The sequence below is a fragment of the Leeuwenhoekiella sp. MAR_2009_132 genome, assembly GCF_000687915.1.
In the GTDB taxonomy this organism is placed as follows: Bacteria; Bacteroidota; Bacteroidia; order Flavobacteriales; family Flavobacteriaceae; genus Leeuwenhoekiella.
Window position 1 is genome coordinate 1,477,890 of the sequence record NZ_JHZY01000002.1, and the last position, 22,826, is coordinate 1,500,715.

General features: G+C 37.2%; 18 protein-coding genes and 2 pseudogenes. 18 read left to right on the top strand and 2 right to left on the bottom strand.

All coding sequences use genetic code 11. The features are described 5' to 3' along the window. The first annotated feature begins 3 nt into the window (after positions 1 to 3). From P164_RS06295 to dctP, 12 genes and pseudogenes are all read left to right on the top strand, one after another. Positions 4 to 3,246 (top strand): DEAD/DEAH box helicase, encoded by a 3,243-nt coding sequence (locus tag P164_RS06295; protein ID WP_028375596.1) that lies wholly within the window; start codon positions 4 to 6, stop codon positions 3,244 to 3,246. Between the two features lie 137 nt (positions 3,247 to 3,383). Then, positions 3,384 to 4,178 (top strand): DUF5677 domain-containing protein, encoded by a 795-nt coding sequence (locus tag P164_RS06300; RefSeq protein WP_028375597.1) that lies wholly within the window; start codon positions 3,384 to 3,386, stop codon positions 4,176 to 4,178. A gap of 114 nt (positions 4,179 to 4,292) precedes the next feature. Further along, positions 4,293 to 5,561: a restriction endonuclease subunit S gene (locus P164_RS06305; protein ID WP_035899378.1), complete on the top strand. Its 1,269-nt coding sequence runs from the start codon at positions 4,293 to 4,295 to the stop codon at positions 5,559 to 5,561. Further along, a complete protein-coding gene (locus P164_RS06310) occupies positions 5,558 to 8,560 on the top strand; it encodes a type I restriction endonuclease subunit R (RefSeq protein ID WP_028375598.1) in 3,003 nt (1,000 codons plus the stop codon). Before P164_RS06305 ends, P164_RS06310 begins: the two co-directional genes overlap by 4 nt. A 22-nt stretch (positions 8,561 to 8,582) precedes the next feature. Then, a complete protein-coding gene (locus P164_RS06315) occupies positions 8,583 to 8,972 on the top strand; it encodes a hypothetical protein (protein WP_028375599.1) in 390 nt (129 codons plus the stop codon). Positions 8,973 to 9,751: 779 nt separating this feature from the next. Then, entirely contained in the window at positions 9,752 to 10,057 is a 306-nt protein-coding gene (locus tag P164_RS06320; RefSeq protein ID WP_028375600.1) for a hypothetical protein, read from the top strand. Beyond that, positions 10,044 to 10,415, top strand: coding sequence for a hypothetical protein (locus P164_RS06325; protein ID WP_028375601.1), 372 nt, complete (start codon positions 10,044 to 10,046; stop codon positions 10,413 to 10,415). Before P164_RS06320 ends, P164_RS06325 begins: the two co-directional genes overlap by 14 nt. Positions 10,416 to 10,515: 100 nt before the next feature. Continuing rightward, positions 10,516 to 10,734 carry a helix-turn-helix domain-containing protein gene (locus P164_RS18945; protein ID WP_234405825.1) on the top strand — a complete coding sequence of 73 codons (219 nt, stop codon included), beginning with the start codon at positions 10,516 to 10,518 and terminating at the stop codon, positions 10,732 to 10,734. 275 nt (positions 10,735 to 11,009) lie between these two features. Continuing rightward, complete coding sequence (locus P164_RS18660; protein WP_159106008.1) at positions 11,010 to 11,249, top strand: hypothetical protein; 240 nt, start codon at positions 11,010 to 11,012, stop codon at positions 11,247 to 11,249. Between the two features lie 17 nt (positions 11,250 to 11,266). After that, a pseudogene (locus tag P164_RS06335) lies at positions 11,267 to 11,737 on the top strand (transposase); the annotation flags it as partial. A 171-nt stretch (positions 11,738 to 11,908) separates the two neighbouring features. After that, positions 11,909 to 12,823: a helix-turn-helix domain-containing protein gene (locus P164_RS06340; RefSeq protein WP_028375602.1), complete on the top strand. Its 915-nt coding sequence runs from the start codon at positions 11,909 to 11,911 to the stop codon at positions 12,821 to 12,823. A 12-nt stretch (positions 12,824 to 12,835) separates the two neighbouring features. Continuing rightward, complete coding sequence (dctP, locus tag P164_RS06345) at positions 12,836 to 13,885, top strand: TRAP transporter substrate-binding protein DctP (protein ID WP_035899379.1); 1,050 nt, start codon at positions 12,836 to 12,838, stop codon at positions 13,883 to 13,885. A 167-nt stretch (positions 13,886 to 14,052) separates the two neighbouring features. Here dctP and P164_RS06350 read toward each other — a convergent pair. Next, positions 14,053 to 14,502, bottom strand: a pseudogene (locus tag P164_RS06350) (transposase); the annotation flags it as partial. A gap of 92 nt (positions 14,503 to 14,594) precedes the next feature. Here P164_RS06350 and P164_RS18810 point away from each other — a divergent pair. The 3 genes from P164_RS18810 (at position 14,595) to P164_RS06360 (ending at position 16,161) form a co-directional block, all read left to right on the top strand. Continuing rightward, positions 14,595 to 14,888: a transposase gene (locus tag P164_RS18810; RefSeq protein ID WP_051621258.1), complete on the top strand. Its 294-nt coding sequence runs from the start codon at positions 14,595 to 14,597 to the stop codon at positions 14,886 to 14,888. A gap of 7 nt (positions 14,889 to 14,895) precedes the next feature. After that, a complete protein-coding gene (locus tag P164_RS06355; RefSeq protein WP_234405838.1) occupies positions 14,896 to 15,738 on the top strand; it encodes an IS3 family transposase in 843 nt (280 codons plus the stop codon). Between the two features lie 156 nt (positions 15,739 to 15,894). Continuing rightward, positions 15,895 to 16,161 carry a CBU_0592 family membrane protein gene (locus tag P164_RS06360; RefSeq protein WP_035899380.1) on the top strand — a complete coding sequence of 89 codons (267 nt, stop codon included), beginning with the start codon at positions 15,895 to 15,897 and terminating at the stop codon, positions 16,159 to 16,161. On the opposite strand, the gene P164_RS06365 is transcribed toward P164_RS06360, so the two are convergent. Beyond that, complete coding sequence (locus P164_RS06365; protein WP_028375605.1) at positions 16,135 to 16,737, bottom strand: TetR family transcriptional regulator; 603 nt, start codon at positions 16,735 to 16,737, stop codon at positions 16,135 to 16,137. The genes P164_RS06360 and P164_RS06365 overlap by 27 nt on opposite strands. A gap of 159 nt (positions 16,738 to 16,896) precedes the next feature. On the opposite strand from P164_RS06365, the gene P164_RS06370 reads away from it, so the two are divergent. The 3 genes from P164_RS06370 to P164_RS06380 are packed head-to-tail and all read left to right on the top strand — an operon-like array spanning position 16,897 to position 22,721. Next, a complete protein-coding gene (locus P164_RS06370; protein ID WP_035899381.1) occupies positions 16,897 to 18,141 on the top strand; it encodes an alkaline phosphatase family protein in 1,245 nt (414 codons plus the stop codon). 28 nt (positions 18,142 to 18,169) lie between these two features. Then, positions 18,170 to 21,262: a SusC/RagA family TonB-linked outer membrane protein gene (locus P164_RS06375; RefSeq protein ID WP_028375607.1), complete on the top strand. Its 3,093-nt coding sequence runs from the start codon at positions 18,170 to 18,172 to the stop codon at positions 21,260 to 21,262. 19 nt (positions 21,263 to 21,281) lie between these two features. Then, entirely contained in the window at positions 21,282 to 22,721 is a 1,440-nt protein-coding gene (locus tag P164_RS06380; protein ID WP_028375608.1) for a SusD/RagB family nutrient-binding outer membrane lipoprotein, read from the top strand. The last annotated feature ends 105 nt before the right edge of the window (positions 22,722 to 22,826 follow it).

Below are 22,826 nucleotides of genomic sequence, written 5' to 3' on the forward strand. Positions count from 1 at the left end.
TTAATGACATTAACTCTACCCAAAGTATTAAAACTTGTTGATGAAATCAGCTCAAATCAGATATGGCAACTTTTGGGAGAGCAAACGACAATTGACAATGTTCAAATAGTAAGTATCAATCCTTTTGTAATACAATCAGAAGGAGTAAAGTACTTATTGACAAGTAACAAAGATTATCAAGACAATACAATTGATTATATTCTTCTTACTTCCAAAATTCCTAAAAGAGCTGATTTTAACGCAGGAAGGATAAAAATTCAACGTTGGCTCAAACACCCAGTTTTTCAAAATTTCACACCAGAAGAAGTTGTAACCAGTTGGATTGACAATTTCAAATTCATAAAGGAAAACGAGGAACAAAATATAAAAGGACTAAGACCGCCACAGATTGGTGCATTGCATTCAATTTTAGCTCACCTTCACAACGCAGACGACAAAGCAATTGTAGTAATGCCTACAGGGACAGGTAAAACTGAAACTATGTTGGCGACATTAATTTCCAATGGTTGCAAAAAACTTCTTGTTTCTGTCCCGTCAGACTCTCTGAGGACTCAGGTAGCTCAAAAATTTATTTCGCTTGGCTTACTCAAAGAATTTGGTATTGTTGACACCTCCTGCCTGAATCCAATAGTTGGTATTGTCAATAGTGGTTTTGAGACCACACAAGACCTACAAAATTTCATTCAGAAGTGTAATGTGGTTGTATCTACAATGACCTTGTTAACAGGTTTTTCAACACAACAAAAAGAAATACTAAACAATACTTTCTCTCATTTTTTTGTTGATGAAGCTCATCATTCAGAGGCAAAAACCTGGAAACGACTTATCAATAGGTTTGATAAGGAAAAAGTTTTTCTATTTACAGCGACCCCTTTCCGAAATGACGGACAAAATTTACAAGGAAAGCAAATTTTTAATTTTTCACTTAGAAAAGCACAAGAACAGAAGTACTACAAACAAATCAATTACTTACCAATCAGAGAATACAATAAAAATTTAGCTGATAAAAAAATTGCAGAAAAGGCAGTTGAACAATTGAGAGCGGACCGTGCCGAAGGTTTTAACCATTTTATTATGGCAAGGTGCAAAGATAAAGTACGTGCGAAAGAAGTTTTTGAACATTATAAAGAATATACTGACTTAAACCCAGTGTTAGTTCATACAGGTATTGCAGGCATAAAAAATAAAATTGAAGCAATAAAACGCGGGGTCCACTTTATAATTGTGTGTGTAAATATGTTAGGCGAAGGGTTCGACCTACCTAATCTCAAAATTGCTGCAATTCACGATGAACGCCAAAGTTTACCAATTACGCTTCAATTTATCGGACGATTTACAAGAACGTCCTATGAACAATTAGGAAATGCAAGTTTTATTACTAATATTGCTTACCCACCTATACACGAAGAATTAGATCAGCTTTATGCACGTAATTCAGATTGGAATTTACTTCTTCCCCGGTTAAGTGATAATGCAACTCAAAAGGAACTTGATATTAAAGCATTTTTGGACGGCTTTGATAATCTTACCGATTCAATTATTCCTTTTCAGCAAATTAATCCTGCAATGAGCACGGTAATTTTTCAATGCGCCGTTGATACTTGGCATCCTTCTAATTGGGAAACAGGCTTTCCAGGAATAAATAATTTTGAACACGTTTTCAGCCGTCATAGTAATGAAACGTTGGTGATCATTTTAGGAAAAATTGAAAAAGTGGAATGGGGAAGATTTGAAACCGTTCAAAATTTACAATGGCATCTAATAGTAGTACATTGGGATTTAAGACCTAACGTAAATAGAGTTTTCTTAAACTCTTCGATAAAAGGGTTTTCAGGAACATCTTTATTGGAAGCCATTTTTGGAGTAGGCAGTACAACCCAAATCACCGGTATGAATGTATTCCGAATATTCCACAACGTAAATAGACTTTCACTTTTTAATGTTGGAACAAGAAGAGGAATTGGACAAGACGTGACCTTTCAATCCTATTATGGAAAAGGAGTTCAGGACGGTATCAGAGAACTTGAGCAAGGAACTCTAATTAAAAATAACATTTTTGGAGTTGGCTATAAGGAAGGAGAAAAAATATCTCTTGGTTGTTCTGTAAAAGGAAAAATTTGGTCATATCAGAGAGGTAACTTAGATGAACTTACCAAATGGTGTGAAAATATTGGAGATATAGTTACAGACGATGAAATCGATCCCAATATTGTTCTACAGCACACATTAGCAATTGAGAAATTACATCAAAGACCTAATGTTATGCCAATTTTGATTGATTGGAATCCTGAAATGTATGAGAATAGCGAAAGTAGATATATTATCAATGTCAATGGTGCATCTTATGATCTTGCATTTACAGAGTTAAATTTATTGGATCCAAGCCTAGATGTTAATCACAGCCTAAAATTTGCATTAGAAACAGAGGTGGACTCTATTCACTTTGAAATGGTATTAGGTCTTAGTCAAAAAACAAATGAACCCTATTACAAAATCAATAAACTTACAAATCACACCTGCACAATACAATATGGCAATAAGAACGAAAGTTTAGTGAATTTTTTTCAAGACACTACCCCAACAATTTGGTTTGCTGATGGCTCTCAGTTGTTTGGAAATCATTTTGTAAAATTAAAGGTTCAACCAGGTCTTTTTTCCAGTGATTCAATTATTACAGACAATTGGACAGGTATAGATATTAGAAAAGAATCTCAAGACATAGCACCATATATTAAGGATTCAATTCAGTATTATTTTATTGAAAAAATAAAAGATGACTTTCAAATTATCTACGATGATGATGGAAAAGGAGAGATAGCAGACATTATTGGTATAAACGATTCAGATACAGTAATTGATATCCATTTGTATCACCTTAAATATGCTAAAAAGGGTGTGGTAAACAATAACATTGATAACTTCTATCAAGTTTGCGGACAAGCAGAAAAATCTTTAAAGTGGAAACATAAATCTGGTAGAGAATTTTTTAATCACCTATTTAAGCGAAAAACAAAAACACTTGGAGGCAATAGTTGCAGTAGAATTGTAAAAGGGACAGAAGACGATTTAGAAAATTTATTAAATCAAGCTAAATGGACTAAGGCAATGCGCTTTCATATTTACATTGTTCAACCATCATTGAGTAAGGCAAACCCATCAAAAGATATTCTATTGTTGCTGGGTAACGTTCAACATTATCTTGCTACCGTTGGAAACGTGGAATTGAAAGTTTACTCAAGTCCATAAAGAGGTAATCAAAAAATGAAAATAATAGCAGCTGCCAATATCACCTATACCCAAGCTGAGGTTTCGTTCTTCAAAAGACAAGATACTGGAAAAATCCTTGCCTTCGTATAGCTGCAAAAGATAGATGTACTTTAAAAATGAAGGAAGAATTTGATAAATACATAGCTCAGAAACGAAAACTCGGAAGAATCCTAACCTTAGGTACAGAAATGTCTCAAAAAGTTGCTGGTAGAATTGAAAATCATACTAAAGCCTATGCAACAATTCTGTTTACCAGAATGTGTGCCACATCAGTTAGTATGATGAAACTGGGTCCAGAAAGTATAGAGTCGCATTGGGAGTGTACATCATTGTTTTCTCTGACTCGAAATTTAATAGAAAATTACCACACTTTGTTCTATTTTTCTATTGATAAAATAAGTGAGGATGAACGAGAATTAAGAAAGTTATTTTTTGATCTTCACGAAACTAAAAGCAGAGCCGATATGCTCTTTTATTTAGCTAAAGAAGATAAGAATCAAGGAGTAAAAATTGAGAAAGAAATAAAAGATCGGATAAGGAATAATAAAATTTTTAAAGAGCTTCATCAGAAAAAACAAAAAAACCTTATAAAAGGAAGCTCATCTTTTATAATTACCAGGGAAGAAATAGAAGAAAGAATAGGAAACAGTAAGGAAAAGTATAAAGGTTTATATAAGTTCTTGTCTAACCAAGTACATAGTTTCCCTATGTCATTTACAAGAATGACTGAACAACAAAAAGGTAGAGGAATAGCAAGTGAAGTAGAAATCAACTATTCTAATATGGCTTTTGAACTAAGTGCAAATTATTATTTAGAAGGCTGTCTAAATATGGTTCAATTGTTTCCTGAGTTAAAATCTGATTATGAACAAAAACTTTTGAATGAAAAACAGAAACAGCATAACGCCTAAGAATCAATTATACAAACTGGGGAATACCTCACAATGCAATGGTTAACTGTAAAATAGAAGTTCCTAAGCCGAAACTTGCATTATTCGAGAAGTTAAAAACACAAACAACAACTAATGCCAGAAAACTGGAAAACATATAAACTTTCAGAAGCCTTTGAAATAATTGGTGGAGGAACGCCAAAAACCAAAATTAAAGAATACTGGAATGGTAACATCCCGTGGTTATCTGTAGTTGATTTCAATGATGATCAGAGGACGGTTTTTTCTACAGAGAAATCTATTACTGAACTCGGCCTTAAAAAAAGTAGTACCAAAATTTTGTCTGAGGGCCAACTAATAATTTCTGCACGAGGTACCGTTGGACAAATTGCCCAATTGGGAAGAGATATGGCATTTAACCAATCCTGCTACGGCCTATCTGGGAAGGAAAATATTTTATTAAATGATTTCGGCTATTACTTAATAAAATCTTCTATAACAAACATCCAAGCCAATTCTCACGGTTCCGTATTTGACACTATCACGAGAAATACCTTTGACAATATTGAAGTTGGTATACCTCCTCTCCCAGAACAAAAATCCATCGCCTCCATCCTTTCTGCTTTAGACGATAAGATCGAACTCAATCTCCAAATGAACAAAACCCTGGAACAAATGGCAATGGTTTTATACAAGCACTGGTTTGTTGATTTTGGGCCTTTTCAGGATGGGGAATTTGTGTACTCTGAACTGGGAGAAATTCCGAAGGGATGGGAAGTGAAAAAATTAGGAGATGTTGCCGAAGTTGGCTCCAGTAAAAGAATTTTTCGTAACGAATATGTAGAGAACGGAATTCCGTTTTTCCGAGGAAAAGAAGTAATTCAACTTAGTCAAGGAAAAAGTATTTCCACTGAACTATTTATAAAGGCTGATAAATATCATTTAATAAAAGAGAAATTCGGAGTGCCTAAAAAAGATGATATTTTGATATCTTCTGTGGGCACTATAGGAGTTTCCTGGTTAGTTGAAAACAACAATCCTTTTTATTTTAAAGATGGAAATTTAACCTGGATAAAAAATTATAAACCAGAAGTGAATGGCCATTTTATTTCTCAGTGGTTAAAATCACCGTCCACCCAGGATCAAATCAAAGGTGAAACAATAGGAAGTACTCAACAAGCTTTAACTATTTCTGCTTTGAGAACTTTAAAAATAGCTCTTCCTAAAGATGAATCTTATGTTGAAGATATATCTAAAAAATTAAAACTTTGGAATACAGCTTTAGTTGCAAATAAAAAGGAAATAGAATTACTAACCCAACTCCGTGACACCTTATTGCCAAAAGTCATCAGCGGGGAAGTCCGCGTGAAAGATGCGGAGCAAATCGTAACAGAAGTCTTATGACACAAATGATCGAGATCACGGTGCAAAAGGCTGCCATAGCCTGCCTTCAGGAGTTGGGGTACACCTATAAAGAAGGCAATTCCCTGCAGCGGGATCTCAAAAAAGTGGTTTTGGAGGAGGATCTTCGGGAATTTTTAGTGAGCTCCTACCCCGGCGTACCTGGCACCGCCATTAACGAAGCCCTTTCAGCTTTTACGCAGCACCAGGGAATGGATCTCGATCACCGCAACCGCGATTTTCATCTTAAAATGACCCAGGGGGTTTCCATTACCTGGAAAGATGCTTCGGGCAAAGAACAGGCCCGGCACCTCTACCCTATCAATTACCTGGAGCCTAAGAAAAATACCTTTGTGTGTGCAGATGAAGTAAAGATCATGGGCAAGAACAGCCGCCGCACAGATCTGCTCGTTTTCATCAACGGACTTCCGCTCATCGTTTTTGAATTCAAGAATATGTTTGATCCCGAGGTGGGCGTGGAAAACGCGCACCGGCAAATTGGGCATTACGTTCAGGATATTCCGCAGCTGTTTGATTACAATGCCATCACGGTAGTTTCAGATGGGCTGGAAACCCTACACGGGATGTACAACTCATCGCTAAAGTGGTTTGCTCCGTGGAAAAGCGTTCACGGGGATGACCTTCAGCAGAAACAGGAACTTCAGCTGGAGACCTTGCTGAAGGGATTATTTCCGAAGAAAACCCTATTAAACTACCTTCAAAACTTCATTTTCCACGAAGACCATAACGGGAAAATAATCAAGAAAGGCGCAAAATACCACCAGTACTGGGGCATCAAAAAAGCGGTGGACAGTGCCGTAGGAAATATAAAACCCAACGGTGACGGCCGGCTGGGAGTGATCTGGCACACGCAGGGATCGGGTAAAAGCATCTCGATGGCCATCCTTACCGGGATCCTGCGGCAAATGCCCGAAATGAAAAACCCCACCATCCTCATACAGGTAGACCGTAATGACCTGGACCAGCAACTCTATGAGAATTTTGTGCTGTGCAAAGACCTGGTGGGCCACGTACAACACGCCGATACCACCGATGAGCTTCGGGCCCTGCTGAGTACCGATGGCGGCGGGGTGATCTTTACCACCATTGAGAAATTCCGCTTAAAAGAACTGGCTTCGGGAAAAGAGCTCTCCCACCCCGTTCTTTCTGAACGGTACAACCTGATCGTGATGGCCGATGAAGCTCACCGCACCCAGTACGGCTTTCATAGCGGCGGCTTTGCGCAGAACATCAGACGCGCGTTGCCCAATGCCTCCTTTATAGGATTCACCGGAACTCCCGTAGATGGCAAAGATGCCGATACCCAACAGGTATTTGGCCCCACAATTCACACCTACGATATCAAACAGGCCGTGGAAGACGGTGCCACGGTGCCCATTTATTACGAACCAAAAATGGTTCCGCTCAACATCAAAGCCAAATATGACAGGGAGCTGGATGAAATGGAAGAAGATGCCGATGAGGAGAACAATGCCGTTTGGGCCGCGATAGAAGATGCCGCCGGGGCTGCAGACCGGGTAGATAGAGTTGCCAAAGACATCCTCACCCATTTTAAAGCCAGGGCCGAAAGCTTAGAAGGCAAAGCGATGATCGTGTGTATGAGCCGCAAGAACTGCGTAAAAATGTATAATGCGCTCACTGCACTTGAAGGTTACCCTGAAATAGCCGTGATTATGACCGGAAACATCAGCAAAGATCCTACGGCCTGGAATCCGCATATACGCACTAAAGATGCAATGGAAGCGATAAAAAAACGTTTCCGTACACCTGAAGATCCGCTTAAAATTGTAGTCGTTCGTGATATGTGGCTTACGGGATTTGACGCGCCCTGCGCCCATACGATGTATGTGGATAAAATTATGAAAGGTCATAACCTGATGCAGGCCATTGCAAGAGTGAACCGCGTTTTTCAAGACAAACCCAACGGACTCGTAGTAGATTTTATAGGCATTTCCGGCTTTCTTGCCGAGGCCACCAAAAAATACACTGCCGGGGGTGGGGAAGGAAAACCCACTCTGGATCTTGAAGCCGCGGTAGAAATTTGCCTGGAGCAATTTGAGAAAGTGAAAGATCTTATAGGTGATTTTTCTGCGGAAAGCATCAATGCAATGACCGATATGGACAAAATGAAATGGTCTAGCAGTGTAGTGAATAGCCTTTTAAAATCTGATGCCGTTACCGATGCATTTTTGCTCGAAGAGCGCAAGTTGGCCGAACTGGTGGCTATGACGAGTTCAGATCCGCGGGTTTGGGAGATTCAGGAAGAGCTTGCGATCATTCAGAAGATCAGACAGCTCATCAGAAAAATAAAATTCCCTCCCGGTTCGCGTAGGGAAAAGAATGAAAAGATAAAAGACCTGATAAGCAAATCCCTGGAATCACAGGAGATTGTAGATCTGGCAAAAATGTACAACCTGGACAAGATCGATATTTCCATAGTAGACGATCGCTTCCAGGCCATTGTAAAGGAAAAAGGCGACGAGAACATCAAAGTAGAATTGCTGCGCCGGATCATCAATGACGAGATACGGGTGCGCATGCCTAAAAACATCCGCAGGATGCGAAAACTGAAAGACGAGTTAGAAAAAGTGCTTGGTAACTACCATAAAAATTCTTTGGATTCCATCGCCGCCATCAAGCATTTGCTGGACATCGCGAATGAATTTCAGCAGGATGACATCCGAACCAAACAACTAGGTTTAACCGAAGACGAACTCGCTTTTTACGATCTGTTATCGGCTAACGAAAAGTTACTGAACCAATCTGGCCCCATCCAGGACCTGGCACATAAAGTTGTGGACTCCGTTAAGAAAAATCTCCAACTAGACTGGGCGCGAAATGAGAATGCAAAAGCCGCTATTCGACTGGCCGTAAAAAAAGAATTACGAGGCAAGGTACCCTTTTCTGAACTGGATAATTTGCTGAAGGAAGTTATAGAACAAGCCGAGGGGCAGTATAGAGATTGGCCTCTAGAGGCTTGATAACACAGAAATTCTAATTAATATGAAGAAATATATTTTATTCCTTGCCTTTTTATCTCTTTCCTGTAAAGAGAATAAACCTGGCAATAACCCCTATAATAATTCACAAGAGGAGAAGCAATATTATTATGAAGATGAAGAAGTTGAAGATGGATATTATAATGAAGATGAAATTGACGGCTATCAGGATGGTACTTATTCAGCAACTGTTTACTATAACAATCCGGAAACCTCTTATTCTGCAACTTACACCCTTGATGTAGAGGTAGAGGATAACGAAGTAACCGTAATCTATTTTCCTAATGATGGTTATCTCGATTATGACCATATATGGCCAGATGAATTAGATGATTATGGATATGTCATAATTTCTGGAGAAGAAGGAAAAACTTATGAAATTCAAATTGATTGAGAATGAAACAATATTCATTTGTAAACTCCATCGTTTCGCAATAGTTTGTTTAACAACAGTATTCTTACTTAGCTAATGAATACAAGTACCTGATAGGTTCTAATACTAAAATCAATTATTAAACTGGTGCCGGGAAAGCTTTTGTAGCTTACATTCAATCATACCACGAGAATTTCGATTCTAGCCCAGATTTAGGGTAATAAAATAGAAACATACCCTCGCCGCCATTCGCTCAGCAGTGAAAAATAAATCACGGGGCAAAGTTCCATTTACTGAACTGGATAATTTGCTGAAGGAAGTAATCGAACAAGCTGAGGGGCAATATAAGGATTGGCCGTTGGAGGCTTAGAAGATTTACTTCAGGAAGTAATAAATAAATGGATAAGATTGAAACTAACTAAGAGTTAATAAAGGATAAATTTTCTAATTCAATTATTTACCCATTTAGAATCTACTCCACATCAATTTCAATCACATAGCTACCTAATTCGTCTACAAGTTGAAACGTGGTTCTACATTTCAATTTTTCTTTAAATATTTAAGTTTCTTTTCAATACTACTTACAGAATAATGCTATTTGTAGGCTTCCCTAAAAAAGGGGAAGCCTACACGATCAATGCTAATTTCTTACTCTTGCCCTTGACTATACTTAACTTATTATAAAAATAAGAGGCTACATTTTTGGTTATTAAGATTAAATGCTTCTGATTTATATTTGATATACATTTGTTAAATACTTTAATAATCAAACACTAAATTGTTTAAGTTGAAATTTCAATATGAAAACTTATATCTCCGAAATCATTCCAAAGATTAAAAGGTATTCTAAGAAGTTAGACGATCTTACACTATTAACAAATCAACATTGGGTTGTAATTGATGAAATTAAAAATTCTAAGAATGTATATATATTTAGATCAAATGGTGGTTTATTGATTTCACAAAATGGCAGAGTTGAACTGGCTAACTGGGAATATTTAGGGAACAATTCTTTATTGATCCATAGGAAATCAGAAATATATTTATTTAAACATGGTTTCTTTGATGAGAACTTACTTGCCTTGCAAGTAGATGGGAGTAAATGAATATGCTTTTTTAATTAATGAAAATAAATATGATGGAGAAATAAATTCAATAGAAAAGGTTCTTGATTTTCTAACAAGTAATTACCTTGAAAACAGAACAGCTTCAAAAATTAATATCATTAACGATAGCCATAAATCTGGAATGGTCAAGTTAGAGGAAATAGGATTTAATATAGTTAAATTAAAAACAGATTTTGGTGTATTAAAAATTAAAACTAAGCTTGATAAAGGATTTACTCGAGGGGATGAAGCATATAATATTGCAGGGGAAAAGGCTAAAGACGGCAAATATATTATTGGTTGGCCAGCTATGTGGAACTATATTATTATAAAAGATGGAAAGGTTGATATACTTTAATCATCAAATAAGGATCATTCCTAATAAGTAGTAGCCTTCTATAATAGTCATTTTATAAAATATATTGACCTAAAAATCAATTATTGAATTTAGGATCAAGATGAAAGACAACAAACCTCCCTGCACAAAAAAAGAGTGCCAAAAAGTAAGTTTTGAACTCAAATTAATGATCATTGACCAAATCCAGAATGGTCAAATCTCCGTTAACCACGCTGCCAAATCCTATAACGTTTCAAGATCTTCTATTGACTATTGGCTAAAAAAATACAGTACCATAGAACAAAAGAAACGAGGTATGAGTGAACAAGATGAAATATAAAAGCTAAAAGTGAAGAACTGGAGTTTGTAAAAGAATTTCAAAGGGATTACATCGCTAATCTCGAGAATTTATCAGGACTCGATCTAGCAAAAAGGCATTGCCCGAAGCATTAGCCAAAGAGATAGAAAAATGCAAAAGAGACCTTTTAAAATGAATGGGTCTACCAATGTTTCGGGATATCTAAACAAGCTTTTTACAAGCGTCTGGCAATACATCAAAAGTCTAACCAGCAAGAACAAGCTATACTTAACCTTGTTGAACAGGTCAGAAAGGAAATGCCAAAAACGGGCAGTTTAAAGCTGTATAAATCAATCAAGCCGGCTCTTGTTGAAAAGAATATTAAAATGGGCAGAGATCGCTTCTATCTACTTCTTAGAAGACATCGCCTGCTCATACCCAAAACCAAAAGAGCACACATCACAACAAACTCAAAACATCACTTTTATAAATATCCAAATCTAGTTAAGGACTTCATTCCTACAGCTGCAGAGCAGCTGCAGAGCAGCTGTAGGTAAGTGATGGTGGTAATGCATATCTTGCGCTGGTAACAGACGCCTATTCTAAAAAAATAATGGGTTACAAAATCGATGATCATATGAAAACGAGCCTCTGTATTGATGCGCTCAAAATGGCTTTAAAACAAAGAAAATACCCCCACCAAAAGCTCATTCATCACTCTGACCGCGGTCTGCAGTACTGTAACCCTACCTACACTAACTTCGCGGAGAGAAACGGGATCAACACCAGTATGACCCAGCAATACGACCCCTATGAGAATGCCGTAGCCGAACGAATAAACGGAATACTAAAACAGGAATATGGATTGGGTAAAACAATTGTGAATCTTAAACTAGCTCAGAAAATGGTTAAAAAAGCAGTCAAAATCTACAATTCAAAACGAATGCACTACAGCCTGGAATTTAAAACTCCAGACTTTGCTCACAGTAATCAAAATCATAGTTACAGACAGTACAGAAAAATACCGATATTAGTAACCGAATGAAAACAAAATAGTAAACCGGCAACTGGTCAACCTATTTCAGTATAAGACAAATCGAGCAGAATTAAAAAATCTTTAAATTTCGACTACAACAAAGCTAGATTTGGTTATATAATCAAGAAATGTGTTTTCTAATTTTGTATTAGTAAGTAAGATAGTTTAAAACTTATTTATATGAAAAATCAGGAAATAAAAAGAGTTAAATCAATATCTCAATACCATAAGTTAAAAGGGCTTTCTAGTCCAGAACATCCATTAATTAGTGTGATTGATTTTGCTGCAATTAATAATTCAACAAACGAAGATGATTATTCTTTAGTTTTTGATTTATATGCCATTGCTATGAAGCGTGGTTTTAAAGGTAAAATGAAATATGGTCAACAAGAATATGACTTTGATGAAGGCGTACTTTCTTTTATTTCGCCTGAACAAATATTTTCGTTTGATGCAAAAATTAATAATAATCTTTCTGGTTTTTTGATACTTTTTCATCCCGATTTTTTGTGGAATACGCCTTTAGCCACAGACATTAAGAGTTTTGAATTTTTCAATTATTCTGTAAATGAAGCCTTGTTTCTTTCAGAAAAAGAAGAAAAATTGTTAACCAATATAAAAGATATTATTCTGCAAGAGTATAGCTCAAACATTGATAAATTCAGCCACGATCTAATAATATCCCAACTTCAATCATTTCTTATTTATTCTGACCGTTATTACAATAGACAATTTTTAACGCGAAAAAAGAGCAGTCATTTAATTATTAATCAAGTAGAAAAAATCCTTAATGACTATTTAAACAGTAACCTGATTATCGATAACGGAATACCAACAGTAAAGTATCTTTCTGATTCGTTAAATGTGTCTTCCAACTATTTGAGCAGGTTATTAAAAACTATAACGGGCAAAACTACACAGCAACATATACACGATAAGTTAATCGATTTGGCAAAAACCAAATTATCAACCACAAGCTTATCTGTTGGAGAAATAGCATTAGAGTTGGGCTTTGAACATTCACAATCCTTTAGTAAGTTATTTAAGGCAAAAACCCAATTTTCCCCTTTAGAATTTAGACAAACTTTTAATTAAAATTTAATAGCAATGAGCATTTTAAACACCAAATTATTAAAGCTTCTGACTTTAATGGTCACATTATTTTTGTATTCAAATAATTCATCGGCACAGAGAGTACTGACATATTCTGACCATCAATCTTCAAGTGAAATGCGTACCAAATTTTTAAAGGAAGTTTTTTTTCCGGCAATAGAAAAAGAATCTAATGGTCGATTAAGAATTGAAGCGCATTGGGATGGAGAACTCGCCATAGCTTATGAAGCATTAGGTGCTGTAAAAAGAGGGGACACTGTGGACATTGCAACTGTTGTACCTGAATACACTGCCGAAGAATTACCACTTCATCAGATTTTTAAAGGCTTTCCTGTGGGACCATCAGGACAAAGTCAAATATCATTCTTTAGAAAGGCGTATTCTGATGTACCAGAATTTTCAGCAGAATTAGACAACAACAACATTATACAAATATTTCTTGGAACTGGATATCCTGTTGGTTTCTTCAGTAGAGAGCCATTAAATAACTTAAATGAAATTAAAGAAAACAAATGGCGTTCTGCAAGTTTCTGGCATATAGACTTTTTGCAGAATTCAGGAGCTATTCCAGTTAGAATGCATTGGGGAAAAGAAGTTTATGATGCTTTAGAAGAAGGAGCTTTGGATGGAATTATGGTAAATGTGGATAGTGGTTATAACTTAAAAGTTTATGAACACGCACCCAATTTATTGGCATCTAAAAATCTATGGTTAGGACACCTCTATATTGTGGCTATCAATAAAGATACTTGGAATGGACTTGCAGAAGAAGATAAAGAAGCCATACAACGTGCTGCCAAAACTTCTTATGAATCTTTAGGTAATGTGATGAACAATAGTTTTGATGTTCAAATGGAAACCTTAAGTAAAGAAGGTACAAATGTTCGAATTCTCAATGATGAAGAAGTTGATGAATTTGAAACTGCAACAAGGTTTCAGGAAGTTCAAGAACTATGGGCAAAAGAACAAAGAGAAAAAGGAGTACAAGATGTTGAGTTGGTTTTGGAAAAAGTAATGAAACTATTAAACGAAACAATGAAATAGAAATAACCTGACTTAACTCTGAATTGAAAAAAAAAACCAAAGTACTGTTGGCAACAAAGAACTGAGGTAAAAAACAACTCTTTTCTATATTAAATTTGAGACATAAGAATCCTTTGCTAAAATCTGTAACTACAGATCTTAACTGTTTCACTTATTTCATCTTGGAGCTATCCTTTATGTAGAACAGACACATAATTTTCATCGTAGGGCAATCCTGATTTAGCGATAGCAAAAGCCTGCTTTAAAAGTTTATTAGCCACTGCAATCAATGCCAGTTTTTTACTCTTACCCTTAGCTACGATTCGATCGTAAATTTCCTTGCAACCTTTGTTGTATTTACACGCATTGAACGCGCATAAAAACAATAGGTTCCTTAGCTTTTTGTTTCCCATCTTACTGATCCTGCTTCTGCCTCTTACGCTACTCCCAGATTCCCGTATTGTCGGGGTGACCCCTACATAACTGCACAGTTGAGAGGCCTTCTCAAACTTAGAGAAGCCATCTGTTATCACAACTAAAAATAAGGCCGTTTTAATACCGATACCAGGTATACTAGTTAATAAAGTTAGTTGTTGCTGTTGATCTTGTTTAACAAGCTCTAATAAACGATCTTCAATACCTTTTGTAGGCTTCCCTAAAAATGTAGGCTTCCCTAAAAACAGGACAGTTGTTAATTCGAATTTACTAATTTTAAATTCACACTGTCACGATGAAAAACAGCAAATTTAGCGAGAGCCAAATAATTAAAGCTCTTAAAGAGAATGAACAAGGAAGATCTGTGGGCGATCTATCCAGAGAATTAGGTATTGACAAGAGTACCTTTTATTACTGGCGTAAAAAGTATGGAGGAATGGAGCAGCAACACCTTAAGCGTTTAAAGGAGCTCGAGGAAGAAAATAACAGGCTCAAGCAAATGTATGCAGATGTAAGCCTGGACAACAAAATGCTCAAGGACGTTTATCAAAAAAGTTCTAAGACCTTCCGACAAAAGAGTTCGAGTTAAGTATCTCATTAAAGAGTATTTAGTACCGGTTGTACGAGCCTGTAATGTTGTAGGGCTTACCAGATCAATGTGGTACTACCAGAGTAAAAAGGACGATAGCCAAGTCATTGATAAGTTGACTCAACTAGCAGAAGCCTATCCTACTCGAGGTTTTGATGAATATTATTATAAAATCCGTCGAGAAGGTCTAAAATGGAACAGAAAGCGTGTATTGCGAGTTTATCGAGAGATGAAGCTCAGTCTTAGGCGTAAACATAAGAAGCGTTTAATAAAACGCGTAAAACAGCCTTTAGAAATGCCTTCTGTTCTCAATGAATGTTGGAGTATAGATTTTATGAGTGATGCACTTACCGATGCTAGAAAAGTACGGGTGTTTAATGTAATTGATGATTGTAACCGAGAGGCTCTTGCTATTGAGGCAGGACTTTCCTATCCTGCCAGAGCTGTAGTAGAGACCCTAATCAATTTAAAAGAAGAGCTTGGAACTCCTAGATATATTAGATGCGATAATGGGCCAGAGTTTATCTCCAAAACATTTACAAAATGGTGTGAGAAAAACTTTATTGAAATCAAATACACACAACCTGGTAAACCAATGCAAAATGGGTACATAGAACGCTTTAATCGCTTCTTCAGAGAAGACATCTTGGATGCGTATTACTTCAATGATATTCATCAACTTCAAAAGATAAGCGACAACTGGAGGGAGGATTATAATTTTAATCACCCTCATAAATCTTTAGGGAATAAATCCCCAAAAGAATATATGCCTAGGTTTGATGAAGAATTTAAATTCTTCATCAAACCTGAACTAAATAATAACTATTTATCGAATTTTAAGGTGTCCTAAAAAGGGGAAGCCTACAAAAAGGAGAAGCCTACAATAGTACACATTCTACAAATCAGTTTGTACAAAATAAAATTTATTTACAGGCTTTAAAAATTTGATTTCTTAGAATTGTAGTCGAAAGTTCAAATCAATTTAATAGAATTTAAAATAGTCAAAATGGCATACGTTGGATGGCTAGGCGCCGTAATTTTTATAGTAGCCTATTTACTTTTGAGTTTAGAATTTATTTCTGCAAAAAAATACCTCTACCATATACTGAATGCACTTGGCGCCATTTGCTTGGTATTAAATGCTATTGTAATTGATGACTACCCCAATATATTTGTTAATGGAATTTGGGGCCTCATAGCTCTATTTGCCGTTTACAAGCGATTTGATCATTTAAGAAAAAAATCTTTAACTTCTAAATTCAAGAAGCTTTAAACTATGTTTTACGTAGAGCGCCACTTTCTCACGGTATAGAACTTCAGACTCTTCAAACATGCCTAAATAATAATAAGCTCCGTCTATTAAAGCGAAGATAACTTCAGTTACCTCCTTTAGGTTTGTGTTTACGATAACCCCATGAGTAGATGCCAGCTTTAATTTTTCCAATAACACCTGATGAAGTTTAAGCAGGTAAGATTTAAAACTTTCTTTAAATTCGGGTATCCTGTAAATCATGGCGTAACAGCTGTAGAAAACCCCATCATCAAAATAATCATTCCACGCTCTAGTAAAAAGATTTTCAATAAAGGAGATAACATTTTCTTTACAATCCAGAGCTACCCTATCTTCAGAAATCATTACACGCAAGTGCTGTTCTAAGATATATTCGTTTAAACCTAACAGCAATTCTTCTCGATTTTTAAAGTAGTGCAATACAAGCCCTTTACTGATCTTCATATGCTGGGCGAGCTTAGCTATAGAAGCATTTTCTAGGCCTAAGTCCCGTGCTACTTCGTAAAACGAAACGATAATCTCTTTGCGCCTTTGTGTACTTAGATTCTTTCTACCCATTCTGAAAATTTATCAAAAATAGAGTTTTCAAAATACTATGAAAGGTGATTTTATCAAATAACGTAAAGGCAACATTTATGTAATCATTATTTAATTGAACGATTGGTCAATCTATTTTTCAATCCACATACTTTTGATGCGAATTTAAAAATCCAATGTATGTATCCTTTTAAACGCCTTTTATTGTCAGCACTGCTCGTTTGTGCTTTTGGTCTCAATGCACAGCAAAAATCTCTTAAAAAAAAGGTTGTCTTTATTATAGTAGATGGCATAGCTACCGATATGCTTAAAAACAATCCCTCCCCACGTATTGATGAAATTGCAAATGCCGGTGCGTATAGTGATGCGTATGTAGGTGGTTTAAAAGACGGATATTCTGAAACGCCAACCATTTCTGCTGTAGGATATAATAGCCTCTTAACAGGAGTATGGGCCAATAAACATAACGTTTGGGGTAATGGTATAAAAGATCCCAACTACAACTACCCTACGATTTTTAGACTATATAAAGACCGTTACCCCGACGGCAAAACGGCCGTATTCTCAACCTGGTTAGACAACCGCACTAAGCTTATAGGTGAAGACCTACCACAAACTAAAAACGTTCAGGTAGATTACGCCTTTGATGGTTTTGAGTTGGATACGATTCGTTTTCCGCACGATCAAAAACGCGAATACATTAAAAATATAGACGCACTCGTAGCTGCCGAGGCAGCAAATTACATTAAAACAGAAGCACCTGATCTCTCCTGGGTGTATCTGGAATTTTCAGACGATATGGGCCACGGGTATGGCGATAGTCCGCAGCTTACCGCAGCCATAAAGTACGAAGACAGCTTAATCGGTAAAATTTACGATGCGGTCAAATTGCGCGAAAAAAATTATGAGGAAGATTGGTTATTTTTAGTGACTACAGATCACGGTCGCTCTGCAAAAGACGGTAAACACCACGGAGGTCAATCGGACCGCGAACGCAGTACCTGGATTGTTACAAATACTACGCAAACCAATGACTATTTCAAAAATGAAACTCCGGCGATAGTTGATCTGCTTCCTACTATGGCAGACTTTCTAGAGCTTTCAGTTCCTGAGAAAATTAGTGCCGAATGGGACGGGGTTTCACTTATCAGTCCGGTAGCAATTACGCAACCCAAAGCGGTTATTGAAGATGGATTATTAAACGTAAGTTGGAAAAATTTATCAGAAAAAAATTCTTCCATAACCATTTTGGCAAGCAGCACCAATGACTTTAAAACCGGAAAAACTGATAGCTATACAAAAGTGGTTTCTGCAAAAAGCAAGCAAGAATCCGTTCAGCTTAAGCTCAAAAAAGGACAACCTGCTCCGGTTAAAATTCTCATCCAATCATCTAAAACCACTCTCAACACCTGGGTGATTCAATAATTTTTTATCTAACAAATCAAACTCAAAAATGAACAAACTCCTACCTTTTTTAGTTTTCCTGCTTTCAATCGTCGGCTTTGCCCAGCAGCAAGTAAACGGAATCGTAAAAGACCCTAACGGAATTCCTCTGGGCGGTGTAACCGTAATGATACCCGAAACATCACGCGGTACTGTAACCGATTTTGATGGGAATTTCTCTATTGAAGTAGCTCCTGGGGAGGTCCTCCAATTCTCCTACATCGGCTTTGCTAAGCAGAGTATTACGATAACCAATCAAACCAATCTGATGGTCACTTTAAATGAAGATGCAGAAGCACTTAATGCTGTGGTTGTGACTGCTTTGGGCATTAGAAAAGAAGTAAAAGCTCTGGGTTACGCTGTTCAGGAAGTTGAAGGCACAACACTGGAAAAAGCAAAAGAACCTAATTTTATCAACCAGCTTTCAGGTCGTGTGGCCGGTTTAAACATTAAAAACTCCACAGACCTTTTTCAAAACCCTACCATTCAATTACGGGGTGCAACGCCACTTTTAGTGATAGATGGTATCCCAGACCGCACACTTGATATCTGGAAGGTAAACTCAGATGATATTGAAAGTATAAGTGTGCTTAAAGGGGCTACGGCCTCTGCTCTTTATGGCTCTGTGGGACGAAATGGTGCGATAATGATAACAACAAAACGCGGTAAAGAAGGAAAACTGAGCGTTAGTTTTAACAATTCGACTTTGTTTCAAACCGATTTTATACGCGTTCCCGATGTACAAACAACCTATGGAAACGGAAACCGCGGTGTTTATGCTTACAGAAACGGTAGCGGCTCAGGTACTGAAGGTGGCGGCTGGATCTGGGGTCCCCGCCTGGACCAGGCAGATCCTGCAACAGCCAGTGGTTTTTTTGAAACAACACAGTACAACAGTCCTATAGATCCCGCAACCGGAGAACTAATCCCAATACCCTATATATCAAGAGGAAAAGACAACATAAAAAACTTTTTTGAGACGGGTATTGTACAATCTAACAATGTGAGTGTAGGTTGGGGAAATGATAAGGCAGACGTACGCATGTCGCTTTCTAATAATTACCAGAAAGGAATTGTACCCAGTACCGATTTGAAAAACACCTCTTTTAACGTAGCCGGTACCATTAGACCTTCAGACCGTTTGACCATTAATGGAACATTAACGTATAACAAACAATTTACCAGCAACTTCCCTGAAGTAGGTTACGGCCCCACCAATTACCTATACAACCTCATTTTATGGACGGGAACCGATGTTGACGTTCAGGATTTAAAAAATTACTGGAGACCCGGTCAGGAAGGGATTCAACAGCGTCACTTCAACATCTCGTATTACAACAACCCGTATTTTCAGGCGTATGAATATTTAAGAGGATACAACAAAACCAATGTTTACGGGAATGCTTCTTTTAACTATGATATTACAGACGGTCTGAGTCTAAAAGGAAGAACAGGAATAAATGAATACAGTTTGTACCGCGATTATAAAGAACCCAAAAGTTACATTGGTTACGGCGCAAAATCACGCGGGAATTTCTCCATCGCACAAACTGAATATTTTGACATCACATCTGATCTCGGTCTGCATTACGAGAAAAAACTTTCAGACAATTTTGGTTTAACTGCAGAAGCTGCTTACGTAAATTATTACCGCAACTCAAAAAACACCTCGCAATCTACAGATGGGCTGAATGTTCCGGGTTTTTACAATCTGGCAAATAACGCAGGGGCTACCCTGTTTGGCTCTAACCGTGAAGAAAAAGAGACCATAAACAGTTTTTACGGCTTTGTAGATCTTGAATTTTACAATGCATTTTACCTGTCGCTAACCGGTCGTAACGATAAAGTCTCTACACTTCCTGATGGCAACAACTCCTTCTTTTACCCCTCAGCATCTGCTTCCTTGGTATTTAATAGCCTTTTTGATTTGCCAGAATGGGTAAGCTTTGCAAAATTGAGAGGTTCCTGGTCGCGTGTTTCTGAAGGAAAAATAGGAAATGATCCCTACAATTATATTTTAGCTTACGAAAAGGGAACCACCTGGAATGGAACGCCATCAACCTACTTTGGTACTAATTTACTAGCTCCCAACTTAGAGCCTGAAACTTCAGATACCTGGGAAATAGGTGCGAATTTTAGAGTTCTTAAGAATCGTTTAGGTCTTGATCTGGCCTATTATGAGGCTCGTGATTACAACAACCTTATCTACAGTCCTATTTCTGATGCTTCGGGATATTCAAGTATTCTTTTAAATGGGAATGAATTTAAACGAAAAGGTATTGAAGCTACGCTTGATGCAACTCCTGTAAAAACAGAAAACTTCAGTTGGTCAACCCAAATAAACCTCAGTCATTACCGCAGGTATCAGGAAGAAATTTACGGAGATCGGGAACAGACTGAAGGCTATATCAAAGTTGGTGACCGTACCGATAAAATCTATTATGGCGTTTACCAAACCAACGCAGACGGTCAGGTTATTTTTGAAAACGGTCTGCCCGTTTCAGATCCTTATGATCGTTTTATTGGTTATGATGAACCCGATTTGACCTATGGTATTTCAAATACGCTGAACTATAAAAACCTATCGCTTTCCTTGCTATTTGACGGTCGTTTGGGTGGATTAATGTACTCAACTACCAATCAAAAAATGTGGTGGGGTGGTACTTCAAAAGGAACGGTAAACCAGTTTAGAGAAGATGCTGTTAATGGTGAAAACACCTATGTAGGCGAGGGCGTGGTAGTAACCGGAGGTGCTGTGAGTTATGATGTAAACGGAAACATCACCGAAGATACCCGCACCTATGCGCCTAATGATGTACCGGCGAACTACATCAGTTTTATGCAGACCACCAGCAATTATCAGAATAAGAACTATCATTTCTACAAAGAGACGTTTATCAAATTGAGAGAGGTAACACTTACGTACCAGTTTAAAGAGGCCTTTCTAGAACGTACGCCTTTCAAAGCGCTTGATGTGTCTCTGGTAGGTCGTAATCTTTGGCTTGCTTCAAAAATACCAAATGTTGACCCCGATTCTGGCGTAGATAATCTTCAGGCACCAGCAACCCGAAATTTGGGTTTCAACATCAATGCAAAATTCTAATTTCAAAAAACTAAAGAACATGAAAAAATACATCCTTATTCTTTCTCTACTGATTTTAGCAAGTTGCTCTCAGGTAGAAGATTTACAAGATGATCCCAACCGGGCAACACAGGTAAGTCCTGATTTATTACTGACCAATATAGAAACTTCAGCCTTTAATACTGTAAGTCTTAACGCGGCACTGGCCAGTAGGCAACTTACTTTTACAGATGGTACAGATCCATATCAATATTACAACTGGCAACGGGCAGGTTTTGGTAATTATGACAACCTCAAGCAGGTACAAAAAATGGTTGAAGAATCGAAACGCAGTGACATTGAAGTCTATCAAATTCTAGCTAAATTCTTTAATGCGTATTACACTGTAGAACTCACACGCGTTTTTGGCGATGTACCTTTCTCTGAAGCTGTACAAGCTGAAGACGGTTTATATATGCCGGTTTACGACAATCAGGAGTCTATATACAAAGCTATTCTAGATTCTTTAAAAAGTGCTTCACTGGAGTTGGCTCAAAATGATGAGGCGATACGCGGGGATATCATCTATGGGGGTGATAAACTCAAATGGCACAAACTCATAAACAGTTATAGTCTAAGAGTTTTGATGAGTCTTTCTAAGAAAACAACAAATCCAAATTTAGAAGTGATTACCCGTTTTAATGAGATCGTAAACAATCCGGGGCAGTATCCTATTTTTGAATCAAATGCTGATAATGCCGCATTGGTGTATGTAGATATTCAGAATAACAGGTACCCCCTATTCAATAGTAACTCGTTACAAACTGCTTATTATATGGAGCAATCGTTTGTAGAGCGTTTGCAAAATTTTGAGGATCCGCGCTTATTTACATTCGCAGATAAAAAACCCAACGCCTCTGCAGCAGCTGATAGTGATTTTACGGCCTATGGAGGTCTTTACGGAAGTGCACCTCTAAGTGATAACGGTGCAAAAGCAGTTAGCGGTGAAGCTTCGAGAATTAATCCCCGCTATTACAATACGCCTACCAATGAACCTTCCTTATTAATGGGTTATGCAGAATTGCAATTTACGCTAGCAGAAGCTGCAGCACGTGGTTGGGTCACCACTCCTACAGAAACCTATTATAAAGCAGGTATAGAAGCCTCCATGAATTATTATGGAATTACAAATACTGCAGCTTATCTGGCTAAACCTGGTATTCAATTGCAAAGTAACAACGATGTGGCCAGTATTTTAACCCAAAAACACATTGCATTATTTCTAAATACCGGATGGCAAATTTTTTATGACCAGCGCAGAACCGGTTTTCCAGAGTTTAATGTTGATGGTGGCGGAATTTTAAATAACGGCCTTATCCCAAAACGTTTTATGTATCCCCAAAATGAAACTGTAAACAATCCCACAAACCTAAACGATGCGATCAACCGTCAGTTTTCCAATGGGGATAATATTAACGAGGTGATGTGGTTAATTGAATAAATCTTAAGCCTTAAATCAATTAGTGAAAGGCTGTCCTTTTTTGAAGTTTCAACTACACCCCTAAAACTAAATTTAAATTTTAGTTAGCAAGCAGGTCAACTCTAG